The 22732-nt window shown below is 66.5% G+C and carries 23 protein-coding genes; 10 read left to right on the plus strand and 13 right to left on the minus strand.

Features of this window, described 5'->3' with window-relative positions; all coding sequences use genetic code 11:
* Positions 1-91 precede the first annotated feature (91 nt).
* Entirely contained in the window at positions 92-1201 is a 1110-nt protein-coding gene (locus tag KK488_RS16150) for a hypothetical protein (RefSeq protein WP_214624739.1), read from the plus strand.
* A gap of 124 nt (positions 1202-1325) precedes the next feature.
* Here KK488_RS16150 and KK488_RS16155 read toward each other — a convergent pair whose 3' ends face one another.
* Both KK488_RS16155 and KK488_RS16160 read right to left on the minus strand, forming a co-directional pair.
* Positions 1326-3494 carry a primosomal protein N' gene (locus tag KK488_RS16155; protein ID WP_214624740.1) on the minus strand — a complete coding sequence of 723 codons (2169 nt, stop codon included), beginning with the start codon at positions 3492-3494 and terminating at the stop codon, positions 1326-1328.
* A 270-nt stretch (positions 3495-3764) separates the two neighbouring features.
* On the minus strand, positions 3765-4370 hold the full coding sequence (locus tag KK488_RS16160) for a DUF2490 domain-containing protein (RefSeq protein WP_214624741.1): 606 nt from the start codon (positions 4368-4370) through the stop codon (positions 3765-3767).
* Between the two features lie 189 nt (positions 4371-4559).
* On the opposite strand from KK488_RS16160, the gene fsa reads away from it, so the two are divergent.
* A complete protein-coding gene (gene fsa / locus KK488_RS16165) occupies positions 4560-5213 on the plus strand; it encodes a fructose-6-phosphate aldolase (RefSeq protein ID WP_214624742.1) in 654 nt (217 codons plus the stop codon).
* Between the two features lie 156 nt (positions 5214-5369).
* Here the strand turns inward: fsa and KK488_RS16170 are convergent, their stop codons facing one another.
* A complete protein-coding gene (locus KK488_RS16170) occupies positions 5370-6569 on the minus strand; it encodes a penicillin-binding protein activator (RefSeq protein WP_250890569.1) in 1200 nt (399 codons plus the stop codon).
* Between KK488_RS16170 and rsmI the strand changes: the two genes are divergently transcribed.
* From rsmI to KK488_RS16190, 4 genes are read left to right on the plus strand one after another with little or no spacing between them, the layout of a single operon-like run.
* Complete coding sequence (gene rsmI, locus KK488_RS16175; protein WP_432653856.1) at positions 6568-7419, plus strand: 16S rRNA (cytidine(1402)-2'-O)-methyltransferase; 852 nt, start codon at positions 6568-6570, stop codon at positions 7417-7419. The two genes, KK488_RS16170 and rsmI, sit on opposite strands and share 2 nt — an antisense overlap.
* Positions 7416-7778 carry a YraN family protein gene (locus KK488_RS16180; protein WP_214624743.1) on the plus strand — a complete coding sequence of 121 codons (363 nt, stop codon included), beginning with the start codon at positions 7416-7418 and terminating at the stop codon, positions 7776-7778. Before rsmI ends, KK488_RS16180 begins: the two co-directional genes overlap by 4 nt.
* Before the next feature lie 27 nt (positions 7779-7805).
* Entirely contained in the window at positions 7806-8771 is a 966-nt protein-coding gene (gene gshB, locus KK488_RS16185; RefSeq protein WP_432653857.1) for a glutathione synthase, read from the plus strand.
* A 54-nt stretch (positions 8772-8825) separates the two neighbouring features.
* Positions 8826-9431, plus strand: coding sequence for a DedA family protein (locus tag KK488_RS16190; RefSeq protein ID WP_214624745.1), 606 nt, complete (start codon positions 8826-8828; stop codon positions 9429-9431).
* Positions 9432-9572: 141 nt separating this feature from the next.
* On the opposite strand, the gene KK488_RS16195 is transcribed toward KK488_RS16190, so the two are convergent.
* From KK488_RS16195 to KK488_RS16205, 3 genes are read right to left on the minus strand one after another with little or no spacing between them, the layout of a single operon-like run.
* A complete protein-coding gene (locus KK488_RS16195) occupies positions 9573-10469 on the minus strand; it encodes a tyrosine recombinase XerC (RefSeq protein ID WP_214624746.1) in 897 nt (298 codons plus the stop codon).
* A complete protein-coding gene (locus tag KK488_RS16200; RefSeq protein ID WP_214624747.1) occupies positions 10466-10918 on the minus strand; it encodes an NUDIX hydrolase in 453 nt (150 codons plus the stop codon). The genes KK488_RS16195 and KK488_RS16200 overlap by 4 nt, the downstream gene beginning before the upstream one ends.
* 7 nt (positions 10919-10925) lie before the next feature.
* On the minus strand, positions 10926-11210 hold the full coding sequence (locus tag KK488_RS16205; RefSeq protein WP_214624748.1) for a BolA family protein: 285 nt from the start codon (positions 11208-11210) through the stop codon (positions 10926-10928).
* Between the two features lie 111 nt (positions 11211-11321).
* Here KK488_RS16205 and KK488_RS16210 point away from each other — a divergent pair, with 111 nt between their 5' ends.
* Positions 11322-11885, plus strand: coding sequence for a DnaJ domain-containing protein (locus KK488_RS16210; protein ID WP_349356911.1), 564 nt, complete (start codon positions 11322-11324; stop codon positions 11883-11885).
* A gap of 23 nt (positions 11886-11908) precedes the next feature.
* Here KK488_RS16210 and KK488_RS16215 read toward each other — a convergent pair whose 3' ends face one another.
* Entirely contained in the window at positions 11909-12568 is a 660-nt protein-coding gene (locus KK488_RS16215) for a class I SAM-dependent methyltransferase (protein WP_214624750.1), read from the minus strand.
* Between the two features lie 135 nt (positions 12569-12703).
* Here KK488_RS16215 and KK488_RS16220 point away from each other — a divergent pair, with 135 nt between their 5' ends.
* Together KK488_RS16220 and cobS are read left to right on the plus strand one after the other, a co-directional pair.
* Complete coding sequence (locus KK488_RS16220; RefSeq protein WP_214624751.1) at positions 12704-14002, plus strand: Hsp70 family protein; 1299 nt, start codon at positions 12704-12706, stop codon at positions 14000-14002.
* Between the two features lie 84 nt (positions 14003-14086).
* A complete protein-coding gene (gene cobS / locus KK488_RS16225) occupies positions 14087-15094 on the plus strand; it encodes a cobaltochelatase subunit CobS (RefSeq protein WP_214624864.1) in 1008 nt (335 codons plus the stop codon).
* A 109-nt stretch (positions 15095-15203) separates the two neighbouring features.
* Here cobS and KK488_RS16230 read toward each other — a convergent pair whose 3' ends face one another.
* Both KK488_RS16230 and KK488_RS21450 read right to left on the minus strand, forming a co-directional pair.
* On the minus strand, positions 15204-15593 hold the full coding sequence (locus tag KK488_RS16230) for a hypothetical protein (protein WP_214624752.1): 390 nt from the start codon (positions 15591-15593) through the stop codon (positions 15204-15206).
* Positions 15594-16142: 549 nt separating this feature from the next.
* Positions 16143-16736 carry a PEPxxWA-CTERM sorting domain-containing protein gene (locus KK488_RS21450; protein WP_250890571.1) on the minus strand — a complete coding sequence of 198 codons (594 nt, stop codon included), beginning with the start codon at positions 16734-16736 and terminating at the stop codon, positions 16143-16145.
* A gap of 249 nt (positions 16737-16985) precedes the next feature.
* Between KK488_RS21450 and cobT the strand changes: the two genes are divergently transcribed.
* Complete coding sequence (cobT, locus tag KK488_RS16240; RefSeq protein ID WP_214624753.1) at positions 16986-18812, plus strand: cobaltochelatase subunit CobT; 1827 nt, start codon at positions 16986-16988, stop codon at positions 18810-18812.
* A 24-nt stretch (positions 18813-18836) separates the two neighbouring features.
* Here cobT and KK488_RS16245 read toward each other — a convergent pair whose 3' ends face one another.
* From KK488_RS16245 to KK488_RS16260, 4 genes are all read right to left on the minus strand, one after another.
* Entirely contained in the window at positions 18837-19685 is an 849-nt protein-coding gene (locus KK488_RS16245) for a hypothetical protein (RefSeq protein ID WP_214624754.1), read from the minus strand.
* Positions 19682-21160, minus strand: a complete 1479-nt coding sequence (locus KK488_RS16250; RefSeq protein WP_214624755.1) for a lipopolysaccharide biosynthesis protein — start codon at positions 21158-21160, stop codon at positions 19682-19684. The genes KK488_RS16245 and KK488_RS16250 overlap by 4 nt, the downstream gene beginning before the upstream one ends.
* Before the next feature lie 273 nt (positions 21161-21433).
* Positions 21434-22132, minus strand: coding sequence for a peptide-methionine (S)-S-oxide reductase MsrA (msrA, locus tag KK488_RS16255; protein ID WP_214624756.1), 699 nt, complete (start codon positions 22130-22132; stop codon positions 21434-21436).
* 102 nt (positions 22133-22234) lie between these two features.
* The gene (locus KK488_RS16260) at positions 22235-22645 is read right to left on the minus strand and encodes a hypothetical protein (RefSeq protein WP_214624757.1); all 411 of its coding nucleotides are present in this window, start codon (positions 22643-22645) and stop codon (positions 22235-22237) included.
* Positions 22646-22732: the final 87 nt, after the last annotated feature.

Raw genomic sequence — 22732 nt, forward strand, 5'->3', positions numbered from 1 at the left:
TGCGGCAATTGGCCGCTCGAAAAAAACAAATCGCCGAAAGGCCGACAAAAACGGGAAACTCTTGGCGGTGTCCGGGGGTTTTCCACATGCTATGATCAAACAAACCCTCTCCGCTCACTCCGCGCTGACCGCGATTGCCGCTGGCCTGGCGCTTGCTTCAACTCCTGCCCTTGCGCAGACGACCGATCCGGCTCCGGCCGACGCGGCGTCTTCGCCGATCGTGGTGCCGAGCGCGCAACCGGCCCCGGCCGCCCCCGGCCCGGCGACCAGCATCGCGCTCCCGCAGATCGCGCCTGCGCCGCCGGCGGCAACGCCGGCTGCCCCGGCCGCCGCCCCGGCGCTTCCCGAGGTCGCGCCGCAGCGCAGCGTGCGTGCCGAACCGGCTCCCACGCCGGCGCGTCATGCCGCGACGGCCGAAAGCACCACCCGCACGGCACCAGTCGCTCGACCGGCTGCTGCGACGCCGGTCACGCCGAAAGTGACGCCGGCTCCGGCGCAGCCTCCCGCTACGGCGCGCAGCGCGGATGCCGCGCTGCCGAGCCTGCCGCTGGTCGATCCCGCAACGCTGAAGCAGGATGCGCAGCCCGCGCCGCTTCCCGTTCAGAACGCCAATGAACCCAGCGGCGAGCAAGCGCTGTGGGTCGTGGGTGGCGTCGGCGCTGCCCTGCTGATCGGCGTCGGTGTACTTGTTTTCACGCGTCGCCGCCGCAGCCAGACGTTGTACGACGACACGCCGATCGCTGCGCCTGTGGTGACGCCGGACCCTGAACCGCTGTTCGTCACACCGGGCTTCGCGATCACGCCGCCCGTCCCGGTCTCGCCCGCAGCAGCCCCGGCTGCCGTGGCTGTGCCCGCCGACGAACCCGCCGTCATGGAGCTGACCCAGCCGATGCCCGCCTCCACGCCGGCGGCGAGCGCGCCCGTGCTGACGCGCGGCGAGCATTCGGACGAGCTGGAAGCGATGGTCGCGCAGGCGCCGACGCCGGACAATCCCTTCCTGACGCGCGGCAAGCGTCTGCGCCGGGCCGAGTTCCTCCTCCAGCATGGTCACGCGCCGCAGAGCGGTATCGATGCGCCGAAGCAGATCGAACCCGAGCATGTCGCTTCGCCGGCCAAGGAACAGGCCCGCGCACCGGTCTACAACTTCGCCAATGGCCCGGTGTCGTTCCGTCCGCAGGGATGGAAGCCCGCCACGACTTGATAACAGGCCGCACAACCGGTCGACCCGCCCTGAGCGGTCGCGCAGCCACCCGGTCCAATACCCCCTCCCACCGCGACCGGGTGGCTGTATCGAAAAGGCCCGAACGCCGAGCACGGATGACGGGTCAGACAAAACTATAAGGATCGACGTCGACGCTGACGCGTGTGCTGGCTTTCCAGTCTATGCTGGAAAGCCAGTTTCTTATGATCGCCTGCACTTCGACCGACCGGCGCGCATGGACGAGCAGCCGCCAGCGGTGCCGACCGCGCAGTACCGATAGCGGTGCCTCGGCCGGACCATAGACTTCCAGCCCCTCCTGATGTGGCGCTGCCTTGCCGATCCGCCGCGCCGTCTCCTGCGCCAGCGCCGCATCGGTATCGCTGACGATGATCGCGGCGAAGCGGCCGAAGGGCGGGGCATTGGCAACGCGGCGGCTGGCCGTCTCGGCCGCATAGAAGGCGGCCTCGTCGCCATCGAGCAGCGCCTTGATCACCGGCGCCTCGCCGGCGCGGGTCTGGATGAAGACGCGGCCGGGCTTCTCGCCCCGCCCGGCGCGGCCCGAGACCTGGGTGATCTGCTGGAAGGTCCGCTCGGCCGCGCGCAGATCGCCGCCGTCCAGCCCCAGATCGGCATCGATCACGCCGACCAGTGTCAGTTCGGGGAAATGATAGCCCTTGGTGACGAGCTGCGTGCCGATGATGATGTCGACCGCGCCGCCGGCGACATCGCGCACGAAGGCGGCGGCGCGCGCGGGCGACCAGAGCGTGTCCGACGTGACGATGGCGGTGCGCGCCTCCGGAAAAAGGGCCTTCACCTCGTCGGCGATGCGCTCGACGCCGGGGCCGCAGGCGACCAGCGCGTCGGGCTGCTTGCACTCCGGGCAGGCGTCGGGCGTCGCGACGGCATGGCCGCAATGGTGGCAGGCGAGGCGCCGCGTCAGGCGATGCTCGACCATCCAGGCCGAGCAATTGGGACACTGGAAGCGATAGCCGCAATGGCGGCAGAGCGTCAGCGGCGCGTAGCCGCGCCGGTTGAGAAAGAGCAAAGACTGCTCGCCGCGATCCAGCACCTCGCGCATCGCCTGCACGAGCGGCGGCGCGATCCAGCGGCCGCGATCGGGCGGGTCCTGCGTCAGGTCGACGCCGACGATCTCGGGAAGCTCGGCGCCGCCATAGCGGGCCGGCAGCCTGATCTCCTCGTAGCGCCCCAGCTCGACCTGGTGCCGCGTCTCGATCGCGGGCGTGGCCGAGGCGAGGACGACCGGGCAGCCCTCCATCAGGCCGCGCATCACCGCCACATCACGGGCATGATAGCGCACGCCCTCTTCCTGTTTGAAGCTGGTCTCGTGCGCCTCGTCGACGATGATCAGGCCGAGCTTGGGGTAAGGCAGGAACAGCGCGGAGCGGGCGCCGACCACCACCTTCGCCTCGCCGCGCGAGATGGCGCGCCAGGCCCGGCGCCGGTCCGACTGCTTGAGGCCGCTGTGCCAGGCGACCGGCGCATGGCCGAAACGGGCGGCGAAGCGATCGAGGAACGGCTCGGTCAATGCGATCTCGGGCAGCAGCACGAGCGTCTGGCTGTCCTGCCGCAGCGCCTGCGCGATCGCCTCGAAATAGACCTCGGTCTTGCCGGAGCCGGTGACGCCGTCGAGCATCACGGCGTGGAAATCCCGCTCCCGCACCTGTTCGATCAGGCGATCGGCGGCCGCCTGCTGCTCGGCGCTGAGATCGACATGAGCATGATCCGGATCGGGCTCCGGGAAGGGCAGGTCGGTCGAGACCTCGACCGCCTCCAGTGCGCCCTGCTTGATGAGGCCACGAATCACCGCATCGCTGACGTCGCCGATCGTCGCCAGCTCGCGCACCAGGCCCTGCCGCTCGCCGATCCGCTCCAGCGCCTGCAAGCGCTGCGGCGTCATGCGATCGGGCAGCGCGCCGCTCTGGCGATATTCGATGACGGTCTTGCCGCCCTCCAGCGCCGAGAGGGACGCGAGCGCCATGCGCAGCACGGCGGCGGGCGGGGCGAGATAATAATCCGCCGTCCACTCGATCAGCCGGCGCAACGGCGCGGGCAGAGGCGGCGCATCCACCACGCCGAGCAGCGGGCGCAGGCGATTGTCGCCGACCGTCTCGACATCCGGGAAGCTGCCCTCGTCCCATACCACGCCGATCATCGGCCGGGGTCCCAGCGGCGCGACGACGATCTGGCCGGGCTCGACGCTCATGCCATGGGGCACGCGATAGTCGAGCGGACCAAGAGCCGCGTTGAGCAGGATGAGCCGGGCGCGGGTCATGGATGGAACTTAAGGTCTGTCATGCCGAGTTGGAATCCCCTGCCCGATGGCGCTCGGGCGCGCGATCGAAAATGTCGCTGATCGGGATATCCGACCGATCTGTGCCAAGGCACGGAAATCCGCCGAAGGTCACGAAGGTCACGGGGTGAACTAATAAATCCCCTTGCTGCGCGGACAAAGTTCGGACGCAAAAAAATTGCGATCTTCAGGTTGAGAAAGAACGAGCGCAGCTATGCCACGGCGACCCGCATGTAGGACAGCCTCGATCGTTCAGAGAGTCCAGCCGATGCTCAGCAGCGGGATGTGCGCGACGCTGTCGGCCCGGCCGGGGCGCACCGCCTGCTGGCGCTGATAGAGCGCGGTGAGGCTGAGCGCAGGAGTGAAGGCATGGCGGACGCCGAGCTGGGTGCGCAGCGTGTTGAAGCCGGTGACGTCGCTGGGCCGGGTGCGATTGAGAGCGAAGAAAGCCTCGCCGCTCGCGATCAGCACCCAGCGCGCCCGGGCATCGAGCGGCAGGTTGAGCGCAAGGCGCTCGCGCAGGCGATAGGATGTGTCCGCCACCCCGTCGATCATCCGCTCCTCCAGCCGGGAGCGGACGGCCAGCACGCCGCGCGTCAGAATGATCGCCTGCTCGGGCCTTATCTCGCCGATGCCGCCATTGGTCGCGGCGCTGGCGCCCAGCGCGATCTCGACGCCGGGCGCGATCCGGCGCGTCAGCGTGATCCGGCCAAGATATTGATCGCCCCCGACCCGCGCCTCGCGCAGCCGCTCGCTCAGGTCGAGACTGATACTCGTGCCGCCATCGATGCGGTGGGACAGGCTCTGCCCCAGCCACAGCTCGACATCCTCGTCATGCGCCGCCGCGCGTGTCGACACGCACAGCAGGGCCATAGCGCACAGCCGGCCCGAAGCCCCCCGCAATCCCAATCCCGCCTCCGGTGGTCCGGTCGTCAGACAAGGCTTGCGTCTAGGATGCGTTCCGCCACGCCGCAATGCCCTTACGCCGCGCGCGCCGCAGGTCTATAGGCGCAGGCGACACGCCCCTCGAACCGGAGCCAGACCATCATGAAATTCTTCGTCGACACCGCTGATATCGCCGAAATCCGCGAGCTGGCCGCGACCGGCCTGCTCGATGGGGTCACGACGAATCCGAGCCTCATCCACAAATCGGGCCGCAAGTTCATGGAAGTGATCGCGGAAATCTGCTCGGTCGTGCCCGGTCCCGTCTCGGCCGAGGTCGTCGCACTCGATCATGAGACGATGATGAAGGAAGCCGCCGTGCTGCGGAAGATCGCCGACAATGTGACGATCAAGGTGCCGCTCACCATCGACGGGCTCAAGACCTGCAAGGCGCTGAGCGAGGATGGCGCGATGGTGAATGTGACGCTGTGCTTCTCGGCCAATCAGGCTTTGCTCGCCGCCAAGGCGGGCGCAACCTTCATCTCGCCCTTCATCGGCCGGCTCGACGACAATGGCATGGACGGCACCCAGCTCATCGCCGACATCCGCCTGATCTACGACAATTATGGTTTCGAGACCGAGATCCTCGCGGCCTCGCTGCGCCACAGCATGCACGTCCTGGAATGCGCCAAGATCGGCGCGGACGTGATCACCGCGCCACCCGCCGTGATCAAATCGCTGTTCAACCATGTGCTGACCGACAAGGGCCTAGCCGCCTTCGCCAAGGATTGGGAGGCGACGGGGCAGTCGATTTTGTAAAGGGCCAAATCCCTGCCCTCCGTTCGGTTCGAGCGGAGGTTCGAGCCTGTCGAGAACCGAAGTCGAGAAGGAGCGGTGCGCTGCGTTCTCGACACCCGTCTCGACAAGCTCGACGGCCGCTCGAACCGAACGGAGATGTGACGGGAGGCCTGATCTCTACTTCGCGAAGCCCCGGGGCGCCGCGTCCACGACGCTGGTCGTACCGGCGCCGATCTCCGACACTTCCAGTGCCCGCTCGGCAATCCCTGAGCGATTGAAGCGGAAGGCGCCGTCAATGCCAGCAAAACCTTCGGCATCGCCGAGGCGCGCGACCGGGAAGACGGCGCCTGGCTTCCAGTCGCTGGCGATGCGCACGGTGAGCAGCACCGCGTCGTAGCCGAGCGAGGCGAGGCGATAGGGCGAGGCGCCATAGGAGGTACGATATTTGTTCGCCAGGGTGCGGTAGAGACCGTCCGACACGCTGGCATACCAGGCGCCGCGCAACGCCGCGCTGGCGGTGAGGCCGGTCTCGGTGTTCCACAATTCCGTGCCGAGGATGCGCATGTCCGCACCGCCGGCGGCACGGGCGAGCGGCGCGGCCTGGAGCGCGATGCGGCCAACATCGGCGATCAGCAGCGCGTCGTAGCTCGAGCTCGCGCCGAGCCGCTTGACCGCTGCCTGCACCGACGCGGGCGAGCGATCGAACGTCTCCATCGCCACGACCGTGCCGCCGACGGCCTTGACCTTGCTGAGGAACGCACTGCCCGCGCGCTCGCCATAGACACCCTTGGGCACCAGCGCCGCGAAATTGCTGAGCCCGCGCGCCCTGGCGAAGCCGATGACGCGCTCGACCGACTGCTCGGGGCTGTAGCCGAGGAGATAGACGCCGTTGCCGGCGACGCTCTCGTCATTGGAATAGCTGATGATCGGGACGCCGGCGGCGCGCGCGAGCGGCGCGACGGTGCGCACTTCATCGGCGGTGAGCGGGCCGAGGATGAGCTTGGCGCCCTCGGCGATGGCCTGGCGCGCCGCGACGGCGGCGCCCTTGCCGGTGTCATAGGTGGTGACACGCAGCCGCTCGGTCTTGGTGTCGAGCAGCGCCATCGTCGTGGCATTGGCGATCGATCGGCCGACGCCGGCATTGGGACCCGTCATCGGCACCAGCAGCGCCACGCGGTGGCGCTCGGTATCGGTCGGCAGGCCCTGGACGACGTCCGGCTGCTGGGTGGCGGGCGGCGGCGGCGGCGGGCCCTGCGTGCGCGGCACGACCTGCGAACAGGCCGCGAGCACCAGCGCGCCGAGCAGCGCGAGACCGTGCCGCAACCGGCATGACGCCATGCGCAACCCTACTTGCCCCGCAAGGCGTCTGTCTGTCATGGCAGTGTTCATGTCCGCTCCCTTTGCGCCCGGCCTATATATCGTTGCGGGACCGATCGGCAACTTGTCCGATCTCTCGCCACGAGCTGCCGAAATTTTGCGACAGGCCGATGTCGTCGCGGTGGAGGATACGCGCGTGAGCGCCAAATTGTTGCGCCATGCCGGCTCCGACCGGCCGATGGTGCCTTATCACGACCATAGCGATGACCGGGTGCGCGCGCGGCTGATCGAGCGGATGGCGAGCGAGGTGGTCGCGCTGCTCTCCGACGCCGGCACGCCGCTCATCTCCGACCCCGGCTACAAGCTGGTGCGCGACGCGCGCGGGGCCGGGCGGGCCGTCACCACCATCCCTGGGCCCTGCGCGGCGATCGCCGCCGTGACGCTCTCCGGCCTGCCGAGCGACCGCTTCCTGTTCATGGGCTTCCTGCCGCCCAAGACCAAGGCGCGCGGCGATGCGCTGGCGGAGGTGGCGGGACTGCGCGCCAGCCTGATCTTCTACGAGAGCGGCCCGCGCTGCGCCGCCTCGCTCGCCGACATGGCGGCGGCGCTCGGCGACCGGCCCGCCGCCCTCTGCCGCGAGATCAGCAAGGCCTATGAGGAGACCTTGACCGGCAGCTTGTCGGAGCTCAGCGCCGCCTGTGCCGCGAAGGAGCCGCGCGGCGAGATCGTCATCGTGGTCGGGCCGCCGGGCGAGAAGCCACCGGCCGATGAGGATGACGTCGAGGCGGCACTGGCCGAGGCGCTGACCCGCCTCTCCGCCTCACAGGCGGCGAGCGAGGTGGCGCGGACATTGGGTGCAGATCGTAAGGCGCTCTACGCGCGCGCGCTGGACCTCAAGGGCAAGGCGTGAAGACCCCGGCGCGGCTCGCGGCGGAGAAGCGCGGCCGGCAGGGCGAGCGGATCGCGGGCTGGTGGCTGCGCCTCAAGGGCTGGTCGATCCTTGCGAGGCGGGTGCGCACGCCGCGCGGCGAGGTCGATCTGGTCGCACGGCGCGGGGCGATGGTGGCGTTCATCGAAGTGAAGGCGCGGAGCACCGGGCAGGCCCTGGACGACGCGATCGACGAGCGCCGTCTTGCTCGCGTGGCGGCGGCGGCAGAAGTTCTTGCCCCCAATTATCTGAAGGCGGGCGATGACATGCGCATCGACGTGATGCTCCTTGCGCCGGGGCGTCCGCCTCGCCATCTGGAGAATGTCTGGCACGGGGGCTGATTCCCGGCAGAGGGAGGAATGCCGCGCATGTCGCTCAGAGTCGCCTTGCAGATGGACCCGATGGAATCGCTCAAGATCGCGGGCGATTCGACCTTTCACATCATGCTCGCGGCGCAGGCGCGTGGGCACAGGCTCTACCATTATCGCCCCGATCACATGACCTGGCGCGGCGAGCGGCTCTATGCGGAGGCGCGCGAGGTGGTGAACCTGCAGCGCGTGGTCGGCGACCATTTCACCTTCGGCGAGACGGTGAAGCTCGATCTCGGCAAGGACATCGACGTCGTCTGGATGCGGCAGGACCCGCCCTTCGACCTCAATTACATCACCGCGACGCATCTGCTCGAGCGGATCACGGACGAGACGCTGGTGGTCAACGATCCCGCCTCGGTGCGCAATGCGCCGGAGAAGCTGTTCGTGCTCGATTACGCGCGCTTCATGCCGCCCACGATGATCACGCGCAGCCTGGACGAGACGCGCGCCTTCCTGGCCGAGCATAAAGAGATCGTGGTCAAGCCGATCTACGGCAATGCCGGATCGGCCGTGTTCCGCATCGGCGCGGACGGGGCCAATCTTGCGGCGCTCGTCGAGTTGTTCGGCGAGATGTGGGTCGAGAGCTTCATGGTCCAGGCCTTCCTCAAGGACGTCAGCCAGGGCGACAAGCGCATCGTGCTGGTGGATGGCGAGGTGGCCGGCGCAATCAACCGCATCCCCGGCAAGGGCGAGATCCGCTCCAACCTCGCCGCCGGCGGCACCGCCGCCAAGACGGAGCTGACACCGGACGAGCTGGAGATCTGCGCCGCGCTCGGCCCGGAACTCAAGAAGCGCGGGCTGCTCTTCGTCGGCATCGACGTGATCGGCGGCAAGTGGCTGACCGAGATCAACGTGACCTCGCCGACCGGCATCGTCGCGATCGACGCCTTCAACGGCACCGACACCGGCGGGCTGATCTGGGACGCCGTCGAGCGCAAGCTGGCGGAGCGCGCGGCGGGGTGAGCGGCGGAATTTCCTCCGATCTGATGTCTGTCGTGGGCTGAGGATGCTCTGGCCGTGACGGACTGGGTCGTCGAGTTGATCGATGCGGGCGGCTATTGGGGCATCGCCTTGCTCATGGTGCTGGAAAATGTCTTCCCGCCTCTGCCTTCCGAGCTGATCATGGGCATTGGCGGCATTCGCGTCGGCCAGGGGCGGATGGAGATGATCCCGCTGCTGGTCGCCGGAACGATCGGCACCACGATCGGCAATTTCTTCTGGTATCTGATCGGCCTGAAGCTCGGCTTCGAGCGGCTGAAACCGCTGATCGACCGCCACGGCCGCTGGCTGACGATGCGCTGGCGCAACGTCGAGTGGCTCGATCGCTGCTTCGAGCGGCACGGCGACAAGATCGTCTTCCTGTTCCGCTTCATGCCGGCCTTCCGCACGATCGTCTCGCTGCCGGCCGGCCTGTTCCGCATGGGCTATATCCGCTTCACGCTCTGGACGATGGGCGGCGCGCTGATCTGGAACATCCTCCTCGTCGCCGGCGGCTATTATCTCGGCGCCCGGTTCGAGCGGATCGACGACTGGCTCGGGCCGATCACCAATGTTTGCATCGCGGCGATCGCGGTCGGCTATGTCTGGCGGCTGGTGCGGTGGAAGGACGAGAGTGCGGGGTAAGGCCGTCCTTTTGCCCCTCTCCTATAGGGGAGGGGTTGGGGTGGGGCTCGACACGTCATACCTGCGCGAAGCGAGCGATGCTGCGCATCGCCACCCACCCCTTCCCCCTCCCTTGAAAGGGAGGGGCTTATTGGTTGTTACTCAACCCTCGGCCCTCGGATGCGCATTGCGATAGATGTCCAGCAGATGGGCGGCATCGACCTTGGTGTAGATCTGCGTTGAGCTGAGCGAGGCATGCCCCAGCAGCTCCTGCAGCGAGCGCAGGTCGGCGCCGCGGCCGAGGAGGTGCGTGGCGAAGCTGTGGCGCAGGGCGTGGGGCGTGGTGCGCTCGTGGAGGCCGAGGCGGCCGCGCGCTCCCTGCACCGCGCGGCGGATGATGGCCGGGGACAAGTCACCGCCGCGCGCGCCGCGGAACAGGGGAGCGTCCCGCAAGGGAGGGTAAGGACATTCCGCGAGATAGGCGTCGATCGCCTCGCGCACCTGCGGCAGCAGCGGCACGAGGCGGGTCTTGCCGCGCTTGCCGAGTACACGGATCGTCTCGCCGAGCGGCAGCACCTCGCCGGTCAGGCCGAGCGCCTCGCTGATACGCAGGCCCGCGCCGTAGAGAAGGAGCAGCACGGCCCAATCGCGCGCGCCGATCCAGCTTTCGCGCGCGGTCTCGGCAATGTCCTGCGCCAGCGCGACGGCTTCGTCCGGGCTGATCGGGCGCGGCACGCCTGGCTTGACGCGAGGGCCGCGCATCACCGGGATCGTGCTGCCCTCGCCGCCGACGAAGCGCAGGAAGCCGCGCAGGGCGGAGAGCTCGCGCGAGGCCGAGCTGTTGCCGATGCCCTCGACGCGGCGCGAAGCAAGATAGGCGCGCAGATCGCTGGTCGCCAGTTTCATGATCGCGGCCGCATCCGGAGCACGGCCGTCCATCTCCTCCATCCAGGCAAGCAGGCGCTCGGCGGTGGCGACATAAGCGCGCACCGTATGGATGGAGCGGCGGCGGCCCTGCGCGAGATGGGCGCGCCAGCGCTCGATCAGGGGCGTGCTCATGGCTGCGGGACGGCCGGAAGATCGCGCCAGATATCCAGCAGATCGACGGGGAAATAGGTTTCGGCCTGTTCCGCCAGCTCCTGCGGCGTCCACCAGCGATGCGACTGCATGATGCGCTTCTCAAGATCGGTGTGGTTGCCCGTGTCGATGTCCGGCGCGTCGACGGCCACCACAAAAAAGCGCTCCTCGGCGTCGACCTCGACGCCGTCGAACATTTTGAAGGTCACCTGTCGGATTGCGACGCAGGGACCTGGTTCGACGTCCAGGCCAGTCTCCTCAAGCAATTCGCGCCGTGCCGCCTCTTCGAATGTCTCGCCACGTTCGACGCCGCCGCCCGGCGTTGCCCAGAACGGCGGGCGATCATCCGGGGTGAAGCGGAACAGCAACAGGCGCCCCGCCGGATCCGCGACCAGCAGTCGCGCCGCCGGACGCTTGGCGCGCAGGGCCATCAGTCGCTCACTCGCCCGGCGCCCGCGCCTTTATCGCCAGCGCATGGACTTTCTCGCGCATCATGTTGCCGAGCGCGGCATTGACCATGCGCTGCCGGGCCACACGCGACTGTCCCGCGAAGGCCGCCGCGACGATGTCCACCGTGAAATGACTCTCACCGCTGCCGTCGTCGCCCATGTGGCCGCGATGCTGAGCGCTGTCATTGATCACGGCGAGCCGCTCCGGCGACAGGGCGGATTCGAGCCTCTCGGCAATTTCACGCCCAACCGGGCCTAGCGAAGGATCAACCATTTGCCATATATAGAGACTTTGCTCCGCGCAGCCAGAAGGGATCGACACGCTTTGTCAGCACAGGGCACGAACGAAGACGGGAGTCGCCGCCACACCCGCTTTCATGGCCGGGTGGAAGGGGCGAATCGCGCCTGCTCGCAGGAAGGCTGCGAGAATGTCGGCGAGTTCCGCGCCCCGCCTGAGCAGCGCCGTGGCGCGCCGGACGGTCCGCCGCAATGGCGCTGGTTCTGCCTCGACCATATCCGCGCCTTCAATCAGCAATATAATTATTTCAAAGACATGAGCGCGGAGGAGATCGACGCCGCGCAGCGGCCTTATGGCGGCTGGGACCGCGAGACCCGGGCCTTTTCCGCCAATGCCGCCGGCGGTACGATGCCGCCGCGCTGGGCCGATTTCGGCGATCCGCTCGACGCGATCGGCGCCCGCTTCAAGGCGCGGATGGCCGAGGCGGCGGAGCGCCATGACGGCAAGCCGCTCTCCGGCGAGGACCGCTCGGCGCTCAGGACGCTCGGGCTTGCGCTCGATGCGGATCGCAAGGCGCTGCGCACGCGCTATACCGAGCTCGTCCGCCGCTTCCACCCGGATCACAATGGCGGCGATCGGGCGCACGAGAAGGCGCTGCAGGATGTGCTCGCCGCCTATGCGCATCTGCGCAAGGCGCCGGCCTTCGTCTGAAGCCTTGGTCTGTCCGTTCCCGATCAGGCGGCGGAGCAGAGAAACAGATATTGGAAGGTGAAGAAGCTGCGCAGGCCGGGCAGATTGGTGAAGCCCGAATATTTGTTGATGCGGCCGAAGCCCTCGTCGATGCGCAGATTGCGGTTCATCCTGTCGATCTTGAGGCCCGCGCTTTCGATCAGCTCGCGCATCGTCTTGAGCGTGAAGAAGCGCAGGTGCGTGCGATCGTGGATGCCGCGATCCCGGTGCGGCCAGTCGCCGCGAAACGTCAGGTTGAAGATGGTGCTCCAGTGGCGGATGTTGGGCAGGGAAATGACGACCACGCCGGTCGGCGTCAGGCGGCTGCGGAAGAAGGCGAGCAGCGCCCAGGGATCGGCAGTATGCTCCAGCACGTCCGCCAGCAGGATGGCGTCATAGCGCAGCGCCGGATCTGACTTCTCGACGAACTCCTCCGCCGTGCCGACGAAGACATTGTCGAGCTTGGTCGCGGCGACTGCCGCCATCTCCGGCACCATCTCGACCGCATCGACGATCGCGCCGGTCTGGCGCTTCACATAGGCGCCCACTTCGCCAGTGGCGCTGCCGACGTCGAGCACGCGGTGCAGCGTCGTGCCGCTCGACATGAGCAGGCTGACGACGTCGGCGCGATGGCCGACATAAGAGGCATTGAAAGGCTGGTTCATGAAGGTCCCACGAAGATCGAACGGTCGATTCGACCTTACATAAGGGGCTGCACTTAACCAAATGCGTTGTGGGCAGCTTGCGGCAGACCGCTGTCGCTGCCATAGGCGCCAGCCCTTCATCAGCGGAGATCAGCCATGGCAGAGCAAGCGCCGGTGCGGGCGTTGGGCCTGGATTTCGGCACGACCAACAGCGTCGCGGCAATCGCGACGGGCGTGGAGTCGCATCTCGTTGAGTTCAGCGGGGCGCGGGCGACGGGCGCGGTGTTCCGCTCAGCGCTGTGCTTCTGGCATGACGAAGCGGTGCGCGGGGGGATCGCGCACGAGGCCGGACCCTGGGCAATCGCCGAATATCTCGACTTTCCCGAGGGCAGCCGGTTCATCCAGTCGTTCAAGTCGGTGGCCGCCAGCCCGGTTTTCGAGCATGCCAGCATCTTCGACAAGCGCCTGCGCTTCGAGGAGCTGGGGCAGATCTTCCTCGACCGGATGGTCGCGCATGCGGGCGGCGCCCTCTCCGAGCCGCCGGAGCGCATCGTCGTCGGCCGGCCGGTCGAATATGCCGGATCACGGCCCGACGAGGCGCTGGCCCGGCAGCGCTACGACGCGATGTTCCGGGCGTTCGGCACCCAGATCCACTATGTCTATGAGCCGCTCGGCGCCGCGTTCAGCTATGCCAGCCGCCTGACCGAGCCCGCCACGATCCTCGTCGCGGACTTTGGCGGTGGCACCAGCGACTTCTCGATCGTCCGCGTCGCCGCGCCCGGCGCCGCGCGGCGCTGCGAGCCATTGGGCTCGGCCGGCATTGGCATCGCCGGCGACCGGTTCGACTATCGCATCGTCGACCAGCTCGTGCTGCCGATGCTCGGCAAGGGCGGCAATTATGCCTCGTTCGACAAGCTGCTGGAGATCCCGCGCAGCTATTTCGCCGATTTCGCCGACTGGTCGCGCCTCGCGCTGATGCGCAACCGGCGCACGCTCGCCGAGCTGGAGCGGCTGAAGAAGGCGGCGACCGATCCCGATGCGATCGGGCGGATGATCACGGTGATCGAGAAGGAGCTGGGCTACGCGCTGTATGACGCCGTCGGCGCGCTCAAGCGCGCGCTCTCGACGCAGGAGGAGGCGCATTTCCATTTCGAGACCGACGATCTCGCCATCGAGGCCGATGTCACCCGCGCCGATTTCGAGCGCTGGATCGCGCCCGACATCGCGCGCATCGAGGCAACGGTCGACAAGGCGCTGGCCAAGGCGGGCACGGCGCCGGACGCGATCGACCGCGTCTTCCTTACCGGCGGATCCTCGCTGATCCCGGCAATCGCCGCGATCTTCGCGCGGCGATTCGGACAGGAGCGTATCGCGACGGGCGGCGAGCTGACCTCCATCGCGCATGGCCTCGCGCTGATCGGCCAGGACAGTAATTTAGCCGAATGGGCCGCCTGATCGGTCCGATCGGATCGTCGCATCTATCGACACGGGCTTCCTCAATCGTTTAGGGCGTAGGTGACTCGCAGGAAGATGACGATGATGACCGACATTCCCAACGCCCAGCCCGACATGCGCAGCGAAGTGCTGCTCGACGCGCCCGACCGGGTGGTGAACGCGCGCGAGGTCTTCGGCGTCGACATCGACATGGAGATCCCCGCCTTCTCCGAATCGGACGAGCGCGTGCCGGACATCGACCCGGCCTATGTGTTCGATCCGGACACGACGCTCGCGATCCTTGCCGGCTTCGCGCACAATCGCCGGGTCATGGTGCAGGGCTATCACGGCACCGGCAAGTCGACCCATATCGAACAGGTCGCCGCGCGGCTGCACTGGCCGTGCATCCGCATCAATCTCGACGCGCATATCAGCCGCATCGATCTGGTCGGCCGCGACGCGATCGTGCTCAAGGACGGCCAGCAGGTCACCGAGTTCAAAGAAGGCCTGCTGCCCTGGGCGCTGCAGCGCCCGGTCGCTCTGGTGTTCGACGAATATGATGCCGGCCGCCCGGACGTCATGTTCGTGATCCAGCGCGTGCTGGAAGCGGACGGCAAGATGACCCTGCTCGACCAGAACCGGGTGATCCGCCCGAGCCCCTGGTTCCGCCTGTTCGCCACCGCCAACACGGTTGGCCTGGGCGACACCACCGGCCTCTATCACGGCACGCAGCAGATCAATCAGGGCCAGATGGACCGCTGGAACCTGGTGGTGACGCTCAATTATCTGCCGGCCGAGACCGAGGCGCGCATCGTCCTCGCCAAGTCGGGCGAATATGATCATGAGGGCGGCCGCGACGAGGTCAACAAGATGATCCGCGTCGCCGACCTGACCCGGCAGGGCTTCATCAATGGCGACATCTCGACGGTGATGAGCCCGCGCACGGTTATCAGCTGGGCGCAGAACACACTCATCTTCAAGGATGTCGGCTTCGCGTTCCGCCTGTCGTTCCTCAACAAGTGCGACGAGGCTGAGCGGGCGCTGGTCGCCGAATATTATCAGCGCGTGTTTGGCAAGGACCTGCCCGAGAGCATCGTCGGCAAGGCGAAGTAATCCGGGACGACACGATCGGAGCGCAGCAGGCGCCGATCCATCGATGGCGCACAAGAAAAGGGCGGCCCAGACGGGTCGCCCTTTCTTTTCCGTGTCGGCGCTCGCCGGTTCAGACGAACGAGACGGGGTGGCTTCCGCGGCGGTGCAGCGAGCGGAGCGACCACCCCACCGCAGTCAGGCCGGTAATCATCAGCGCCCAGGTCATCGGCTCAGGCATGATGGTCACCACCGGACCGGCAGCCGGGCCACGCCCGGGCGTTGGCCCGAGAACCTGGGGACGTCCGAGAACCGGATTGTCCAGGTCGATCATGTAGAGAACCAGCTGACCGGCATTGTCCCGCTTCGAGATCCAGTCATAGTGAGCGACGTCACTGTACGCGAACGGATTGTCGGGGGTGATGGTCGTCAGTCCATTCGATAATGTGTCGGCGGCATGGGCCGGCATCGCTGCCAGCATGAGGGCGGGCGCGGCCGCCAGTTTGAGCGCAATTTTTAACATGCGATCTCCCACGTGTTGGTGACCGGCGCGTTCCCCCGCCGATCAGGTATTTGATCGATGTTGCTGCCTGTCGGCCCCCGTGGTTCCACGCGATCCTTCGATCGCCCCTGAGGCCCACCCGCTTATCTCTTGCGGTGCAGCAAGAGGATAGTCTCATAGTTAACAGCCGCTGACAAATTGCTGGAAACAGGCCCGGATTTGCAGATTTTGCAGTCGGCAAGGAGGATGGAACTCCCGAGCGTTCGAGACGACAGAAGCCGCGAACCCCGCAAATACAGGGGTTACAGCACCTCGGGCGACTGTCATTCGTACGCCTTCTTGAGGATGTTCCATACGGTTCGACAGACAGCTGTTCGATTTGCAGCCTGAAATCCTCCGGCAGACTGTGCACAAATGGCCACCACTGGTTGTGCAATGCGCAAAATTTGCGACGAACCGAGCCAAACCGAGCCACTGGCCTGCACAAAGCACAATGGAGGGCCCCGTTCCGCCCAAGAAAAAAGGCGGCCCGTCGCCGGACCGCCCCGAGCAGGAAGGGAATGGCGCGACTCAGGCGGCGCGGACTGCCGCACTCCGATGGCGCATCACGGCGCCGACCAGCGCGAAGCCGCCGATCATCATCGCCCAGCTTGCCGGCTCGGGCACCGGCTGGTCGAGCGTTTGCGCGGTGTACGAGGGATCGAGCGGCGCGGCGATCATCATGCGCAGTTCCGCGCTCGTTTCACTGCCGGGCTGCGGATCGTCGAAATAGCTGTCCAGCACGCTGTGCGTGAATTTGTACGGGCTGCCATCGAACAGCGAGCTCTTGGGCGGCTCGTTGAAATAGGAGCCGAGCACGCCGTGCGTGAACTTATAGGGACCGCCATCGAACACGCTCTGTCCGGCCTGATTGTCAACCCAGCTGTTCAGGGTCTGATAGTCACTGAAGGCCCGGACGCCCTGAATGCCCCTGAACAGCGTCTTGGTGCCGCCCGGCCCATTGATGCCAAAGGTGAAATCACCTTGCGAGAAATCCGAACTGCTGCGCAGCGCATTGATGATCTGACTGATCTTGCCGTTCAGCGAAACCGCCGCGCTGGCGCTCGTGCTCGGCAGCAGCGCGCCGACGAGCAGCGTGGTGGCAATGCAGGCGGTACGGATCATGTCGGTCGTCCTAGATAAGCGGCGCACACACCTGGAAGGGCATGGCAGCATCGTCCCCACGGCGTGGAATAAGCCTCAACTCCTTCAAAAACCCTTCAGACGGAACGGACTTAACCACGATAATGGCTGGCGCCCGGCCCGTGTCCCGCAGCGGGACAGAGCGACGCGCCGGGGTTAACGGCGCGGCGAACCGACCCGGACGCGCAAAGCCTTGACAGTACGCCGGCGCTGGCCCAGCCAGCCATCATCATGGCCGACCGTTCGCAGCTCGATCGTTTCAAGGACGTCCTCTCCGGCACGGCGCGCGCCATCGCGCATGATGCCGAGATCGAACTCGCTTTCACCGCCGACGCGCCGCATCTCGCCGGCAAGCAGATCAAGGTGCCGACGCCGACGCGCGGCCTGCCGCCCGAGCAGGTGGCGCTGGCGCGCGGCTTCGCCGACAGCTTCTCGCTCAAGCTGCGCCACCACAATGCCAAGCTGCATAATGCCCGTGCGCCGGGCGAGCCGGCGGCCCGCGCCGTCTATGACGCGGTCGAGATGGTCCGCTACGAAGCGCTGGGCTCGAAAAACTATCCCGGCATGCGCGCCAATCTGGCGGCCGCTCTCGACATGCGCACGCACAGCGACCCGATCACGCGCGCCAATTCGGCCAGCGAGGTGCCGATCCAGGGCGCGGTAGCGCTGCTGCTGCGCGAGAAGCTGACCGGGCAGGCGCCGCCACCCGAGGCGATCAAGGGCATCCAGTTCCTGCGCGACTGGATCGACGAGAAAGCCGCCAGCGACTTCGAGGGGCTGGCGATGTGCCTTGATGATCAGGAAGCCTTTCAGAGCCAGGTGCTCTCCATGCTCGAGCATCTCGAGCTGGTGCGTGCCGACGTGCCACCCGAATCGCCCGATCAGGATGAGGACGAACAGGACGGCGAGCAGCAGGACCAGGACGAGCAGGAGAACGAGAACGAATCCGACGAGGACGACCAGTCCAGCGCCGAGACGCGCGGCGAGGACAAGGGCGAGCCGAGCGAGGAACAGGTCGACGAGCGCCAGGAGGATGATTCGGACTCCGACGAGGAGGGCGACGGCGATGCGCAGGATGATGACGGCGTGCTGCCGGTGCGGCCCAACCGGCCCTTCTCGGACCTGCCCCCGGACTTCAATTACACGGCCTATACGACCAAGTATGACGAGGTCGTCACGGCGCAGGACCTGTGCGAGCCGGAGGAGCTGGCGCGGCTGCGCGGCTTCCTCGATCAGCAGCTCGCGCCTTTCCAGGGTGCGGTCTCGAAGCTCGCCCATCGCCTCCAGCGCCGCCTGATGGCGCAGCAGAACCGCAGCTGGGACTTCGATCAGGAAGAGGGGATGCTGGATGCCGCGCGGCTCGCCCGCGTGGTCGTCAACCCGGCCCATTCGCTCAGCTACAAGATGGAGCGGGACACCGATTTCCGCGACACCGTCGTCACCTTGCTAATCGACAATTCAGGCTCGATGCGCGGGCGACCGATCGGCATCGCCGCCATCAGCGCCGACATCATGGCGCGCACGCTGGAGCGCTGTGGGGTCAAGACCGAAGTGCTCGGCTTCACCACCCGCGCCTGGAAAGGCGGGCAGAGCCGCGAGCAATGGCTCGCCGCCGGCCGCCCGCCCAAACCCGGCCGCCTCAACGACCTGCGCCACATCATCTACAAGAATGCCGACGAGCCCTGGCGCCGCGCCAAGGCCAATCTCGGCCTCATGATGCGCGAGGGGCTGCTCAAGGAAAATATCGACGGCGAGGCGCTGATGTGGGCACACAACCGCCTGCTCGCGCGCAACGAGGAGCGGCGCATCCTGATGGTCATCTCGGACGGCGCGCCGGTGGACGATTCGACGCTGTCGGTCAATAACGGCACCTATCTGGAGCGCCACCTGCGCCAGGTCATCGCCTGGATCGAAGGCCGCTCGCCGGTCGAGCTGATCGCCATCGGCATCGGCCATGACGTCACGCGCTATTATCGCCGCGCGGTCACCATCATGGATGCCGAGCAGCTCGGCGGCGCGATGGTCGAGCAGCTCGCCTCGCTGTTCGACAAGGACTGAGGGCGGATAGCCGTCCGTCCGGGCTCAGGGGATATATCGGGTCAGGCTGCGCAGGGGGCGAATGCCGGTGCGCACGAGCTTGCTGCGGATCTTCCAGCGGTACTTCTGAGCCAAGCTGGGCTCGAACGCATCATATTGCGTGCGACCGTCCGCCCGGACTCGTGGTCCCCGGCTGGAGAAAGTGCCGACCGCCAGCCCGGCGCGCTCGATGCAGTAAGCGAGGATTTCTTCCGAGCTGCGAGGCGTATCGGCCTTCGCGATCTCCTCAACCATGTCCCACCGCGAGGCGAACACGCGTGCGCCCTCGTAGCTCGCGACCGCCATGCGATCGTTGAGGCCGCCAAAGCTGTGCCAGTCCGGACAGACGAGATCCCTGCCCTGTTCGCGGATCATGGCGACGAGATCGGCAGCGGGCCAGGGATCGATATAATCGAGATCCGGGCGCAGCAGGAGGACGATGTCGCCCTGCTTCAACCCGGCCTGGGTCGCCAGAGTCCATGCGCGGCGCAGGCTGTAATAGCCTTGCAGCAGGTTCATGTGCGTGTTGGGCGAGGGATCGCCCGAGCGCAGGTCGTGATCCTTCAAAATCTGATACTTGCCCTCGACGTTCGCCGCGTGCTGGCGCTCGATCATCAGGATTTCCGGCGCGAGCCTGGACATGTCGGGCAACATCGTCGCGACCTTGCGCTCGCCGCTGCGGGGATTGTCGATGACGTCGGGATGATTGAAGTGCGCGACCAGCGTCAGCGGGCCGCAAACCGCCCGGAACGGCTCTAGGACATGACGGATGATGTTTCGCTCGGTCCAGAGCAGCGAGCGCGGCAGGCCATGCATGATGACGAAGCAGCGCGCGCCGTGAGTGCCGTCCGTCATTCGCGACTCGCCCCGGGGGAGAGCAACCGCAGCTTGCGGCTGTCCAGGAGATGCTGCAGCCAGCCCAGCAGGCGACCGCGAAAGGTCCGCAATTCCGGGAAAACTTGGCTGAGCAACAGGGCGAGCAGGCCGTAGCTCACAGCGATCAGCGTGCCGCGCAGGACGAACTGGGCAAGCGAAATCGGTCCGAACCTGGTCTCGAACATGGCGGTGAAGCAGGAGATGATCGCGAGCGAGGCGGCAAGGATCGGCACGGTCACGGAATAATAGCGGCTCTGCGAGAGACTCTCGCGCGACAGAGCGAGATGGACGGTGACCGGCCAGGCGAACAGCGAGATGATCGAATAAGCGGCGGCCACGGCGGCAATGCCATGCGGGACGGCGATCAGGAAGCCCGTGGCGAAACCGAGCGTATTCACGATCGCGCTGATCATCAGGCCGCGCGTGTCGCCGCGTGCCGTGAAGACGGTGCCGAACACGGCATTGCCCGAGATAAGGATGGTCGGTGCGAGATATTTGAACACCGTCGCCGACTCCGCCCACTGCTTGCCGAGCAGGAAGTAGATGATGTTGTCCGACAGGCAGATCAGCAGGCAGCCCAGCAATCCGTTCAGCAGGGCGACTGCCGCGACCGCATCCAGCAGGTTGCGGTTGTAATAGTCGGCATCATGCCGGGTACGGCTGAGCAGCGGCAGCAACACCCCGGTCACCGGCCACGAGCACATGGCCTGGATGGACGCGAAGATATTGTAGCCGCGGCTGTAGAGGCCCAGCGGCGCCGTGCCCCACCACCAGCCGACGACGATATTGTCGAGCTGCCGGTGGAAATAATTGACGAGCTGAAAGCCGGTCAGCCCGGCCCCGAAATGAATTTCCGAGCGGGTGCCGCCCAGATCGAAAATGAGGCTCGGCCGCCAGCCCGAGAAGAACCAGAGCAAAGCGGTCGAGATGGCCGTGGCGATGATGGGCTGGATCAGCAGCGCCCAGTAACCGATGTGCCAAACCGTGACCGCGATAATGGCGACGATCAATGCGACGACCTGCCCGAACAGACCGGAAAACTGGGCCGGGATCCAGCGCATCGAGCGGGTGAGGAGGGCATTGTGCTGGGCGCCCGCGGCCGCCAGCGGGATCGACAGCGAGAGAAGGAGCACGGCGTTCGTCACCCGGCCGTCGCTGAACAAAGCCGCCGCGATCGGCGCGGTTGCCATACCGATGAGCGCGAGCGCGACACCGGTGATGACGTTCAGGAAGAAGAGCGTGCTGACCATGGCCTGGCTGAGCACCGGGCGCTGAACGGTCGGGGTGGAGAGGCCCATGTCCGTGAACATGCCGATGAAGCCGGTGACGGTCGTCGCCATGGCAAGGAGGCCGAAATCGGTGGGCTGTAAGAGACGCGCCAGCACGACGGTGCTCAGGATCGTCAGCACCATGCGCGCAACCTGGGCGATCATCGACACGATGCTGCCGTTCATTGCGCTCCGGCCGAGATGAGTCAGCTTTTCGGAACTCTGCAGCGCTCTGCGATTGCGCTCTTCGCGGGAAAGCTGCTCTGTCATAGCCGCGCCGAGACCAACATCCTTTCAGCCCTCGCCGCGCAAAATCGATTATCGGCGGTCAGCAGGCCTGTAGTCGATGCGGCCGCGTCTATGCAACCGCAGGGCGGCAAAGCGACGAACGCGCGGCGCCTTCGTAGACGGCGGTCTTTTCGAATGCGTTAATTGCGGATTCCGCCGCCCGGTTTGGTGTCAGGCTGACCAGCCCGCCTTGTAGAGGGTGGGGAAGAGCTTCTGAAAGGCCGCAAGCTTGGGCGCGTCCCACATGCGGATATAGCCGTGGTTGGGATTGAGCCGCATGAAGTCCTGGTGATAATCCTCGGCGGGCTGAAAGCGGCCAACCGGCTCGATCTTCGTGACGATCGGATCCTTCCAGAGTCCCGACTTGCCGAGCTGGGCAAGATACGCCTTGGCGACGCGCTCCTGATCGGCGCTCTGCGGGAACAGGGCGGAGCGATACTGGGTGCCGTGGTCTGGCCCCTGATAATTGAGCGTGGTCGGATCGGTGATCACCGAGAAGAAGATGCGCAGCAGCGTACCATAGCTCACCTGCGAGGGATCGTAGATCACCCTGACCGATTCGGCATAGCCGGTGCGGCCGCTGCCGACGCGATCATAATCGACATTGAGCTTGGCGGGGCCGCCGCCATAGCCGGAAACCACGCTCCTGACGCCCTTCACATGGGAGAAGACCCCCTCGACGCCCCAGAAACAGCCGCCGGCAAAATAGGCAGTCGCCGCGGTGGCGGACCCGGCGGCTTCATCTACGGCGGGCGCGGGAGCAAGGCGCGTTTCTTCGGCGGCAACGGCAGGCGATATGACCGAAGGAACGAGCGAAGCGCCAGCGAGGACCGTGGCGGCGAAGAGGGTGGCAGTGATCAGGGCGCGCATGGCAGCTCTCCTTTGACAGGCATCTCCCCCAGCTACGAGAGAGCTGGGGCCAAGGATGCAGTTCGTCAAGAAGAGCCGGTCCGCAACGCCGGCGGACGCAGATCAAAAAGCCTGTGCGTAGCGCAGCCCCAGCGCGATCCGCTCATCACGCGCATCGTCGACGCGACGGTTGATCAGGAAGTGCAGGTCCGGGCCGATGGCGAAGAACTGGACGACTTTGTCGCCGAGCTCCTGCTCTGCCTCCACCGAGGGAATGACCGCGTCGCGCGGCAGAATGGCCGGCGCACGACTTCCGACCGGGATCGCCAGGCGGGTCGGAAACAACCGGTAGTCCAACGGGGCAGGGGCGACGACGAAACCGGAGATTGTGGGGGATTCAATCCCCTGTTTCGCCGTCGCTCCGACTGGCGTGACCAACGCCAGGAACGACAGGAGTCCCGCGAGCAACCCGTAGAGCTCTTTTGTCGGGCTGAGTGTCTTGAACCCGGCCTCTTTTGTTTGCGGAAAACCCATCGTCGCCAACCCTTCCCTGCGGTTAAGGGAGAATCAGCGAAAATGGTTAACGCGCGCGGGACACGGCTGGTAAACGCGATCTTAACG

Source organism: Sphingobium nicotianae (assembly GCF_018603885.1).
Lineage (GTDB): Bacteria > Pseudomonadota > Alphaproteobacteria > Sphingomonadales > Sphingomonadaceae > Sphingobium > Sphingobium nicotianae.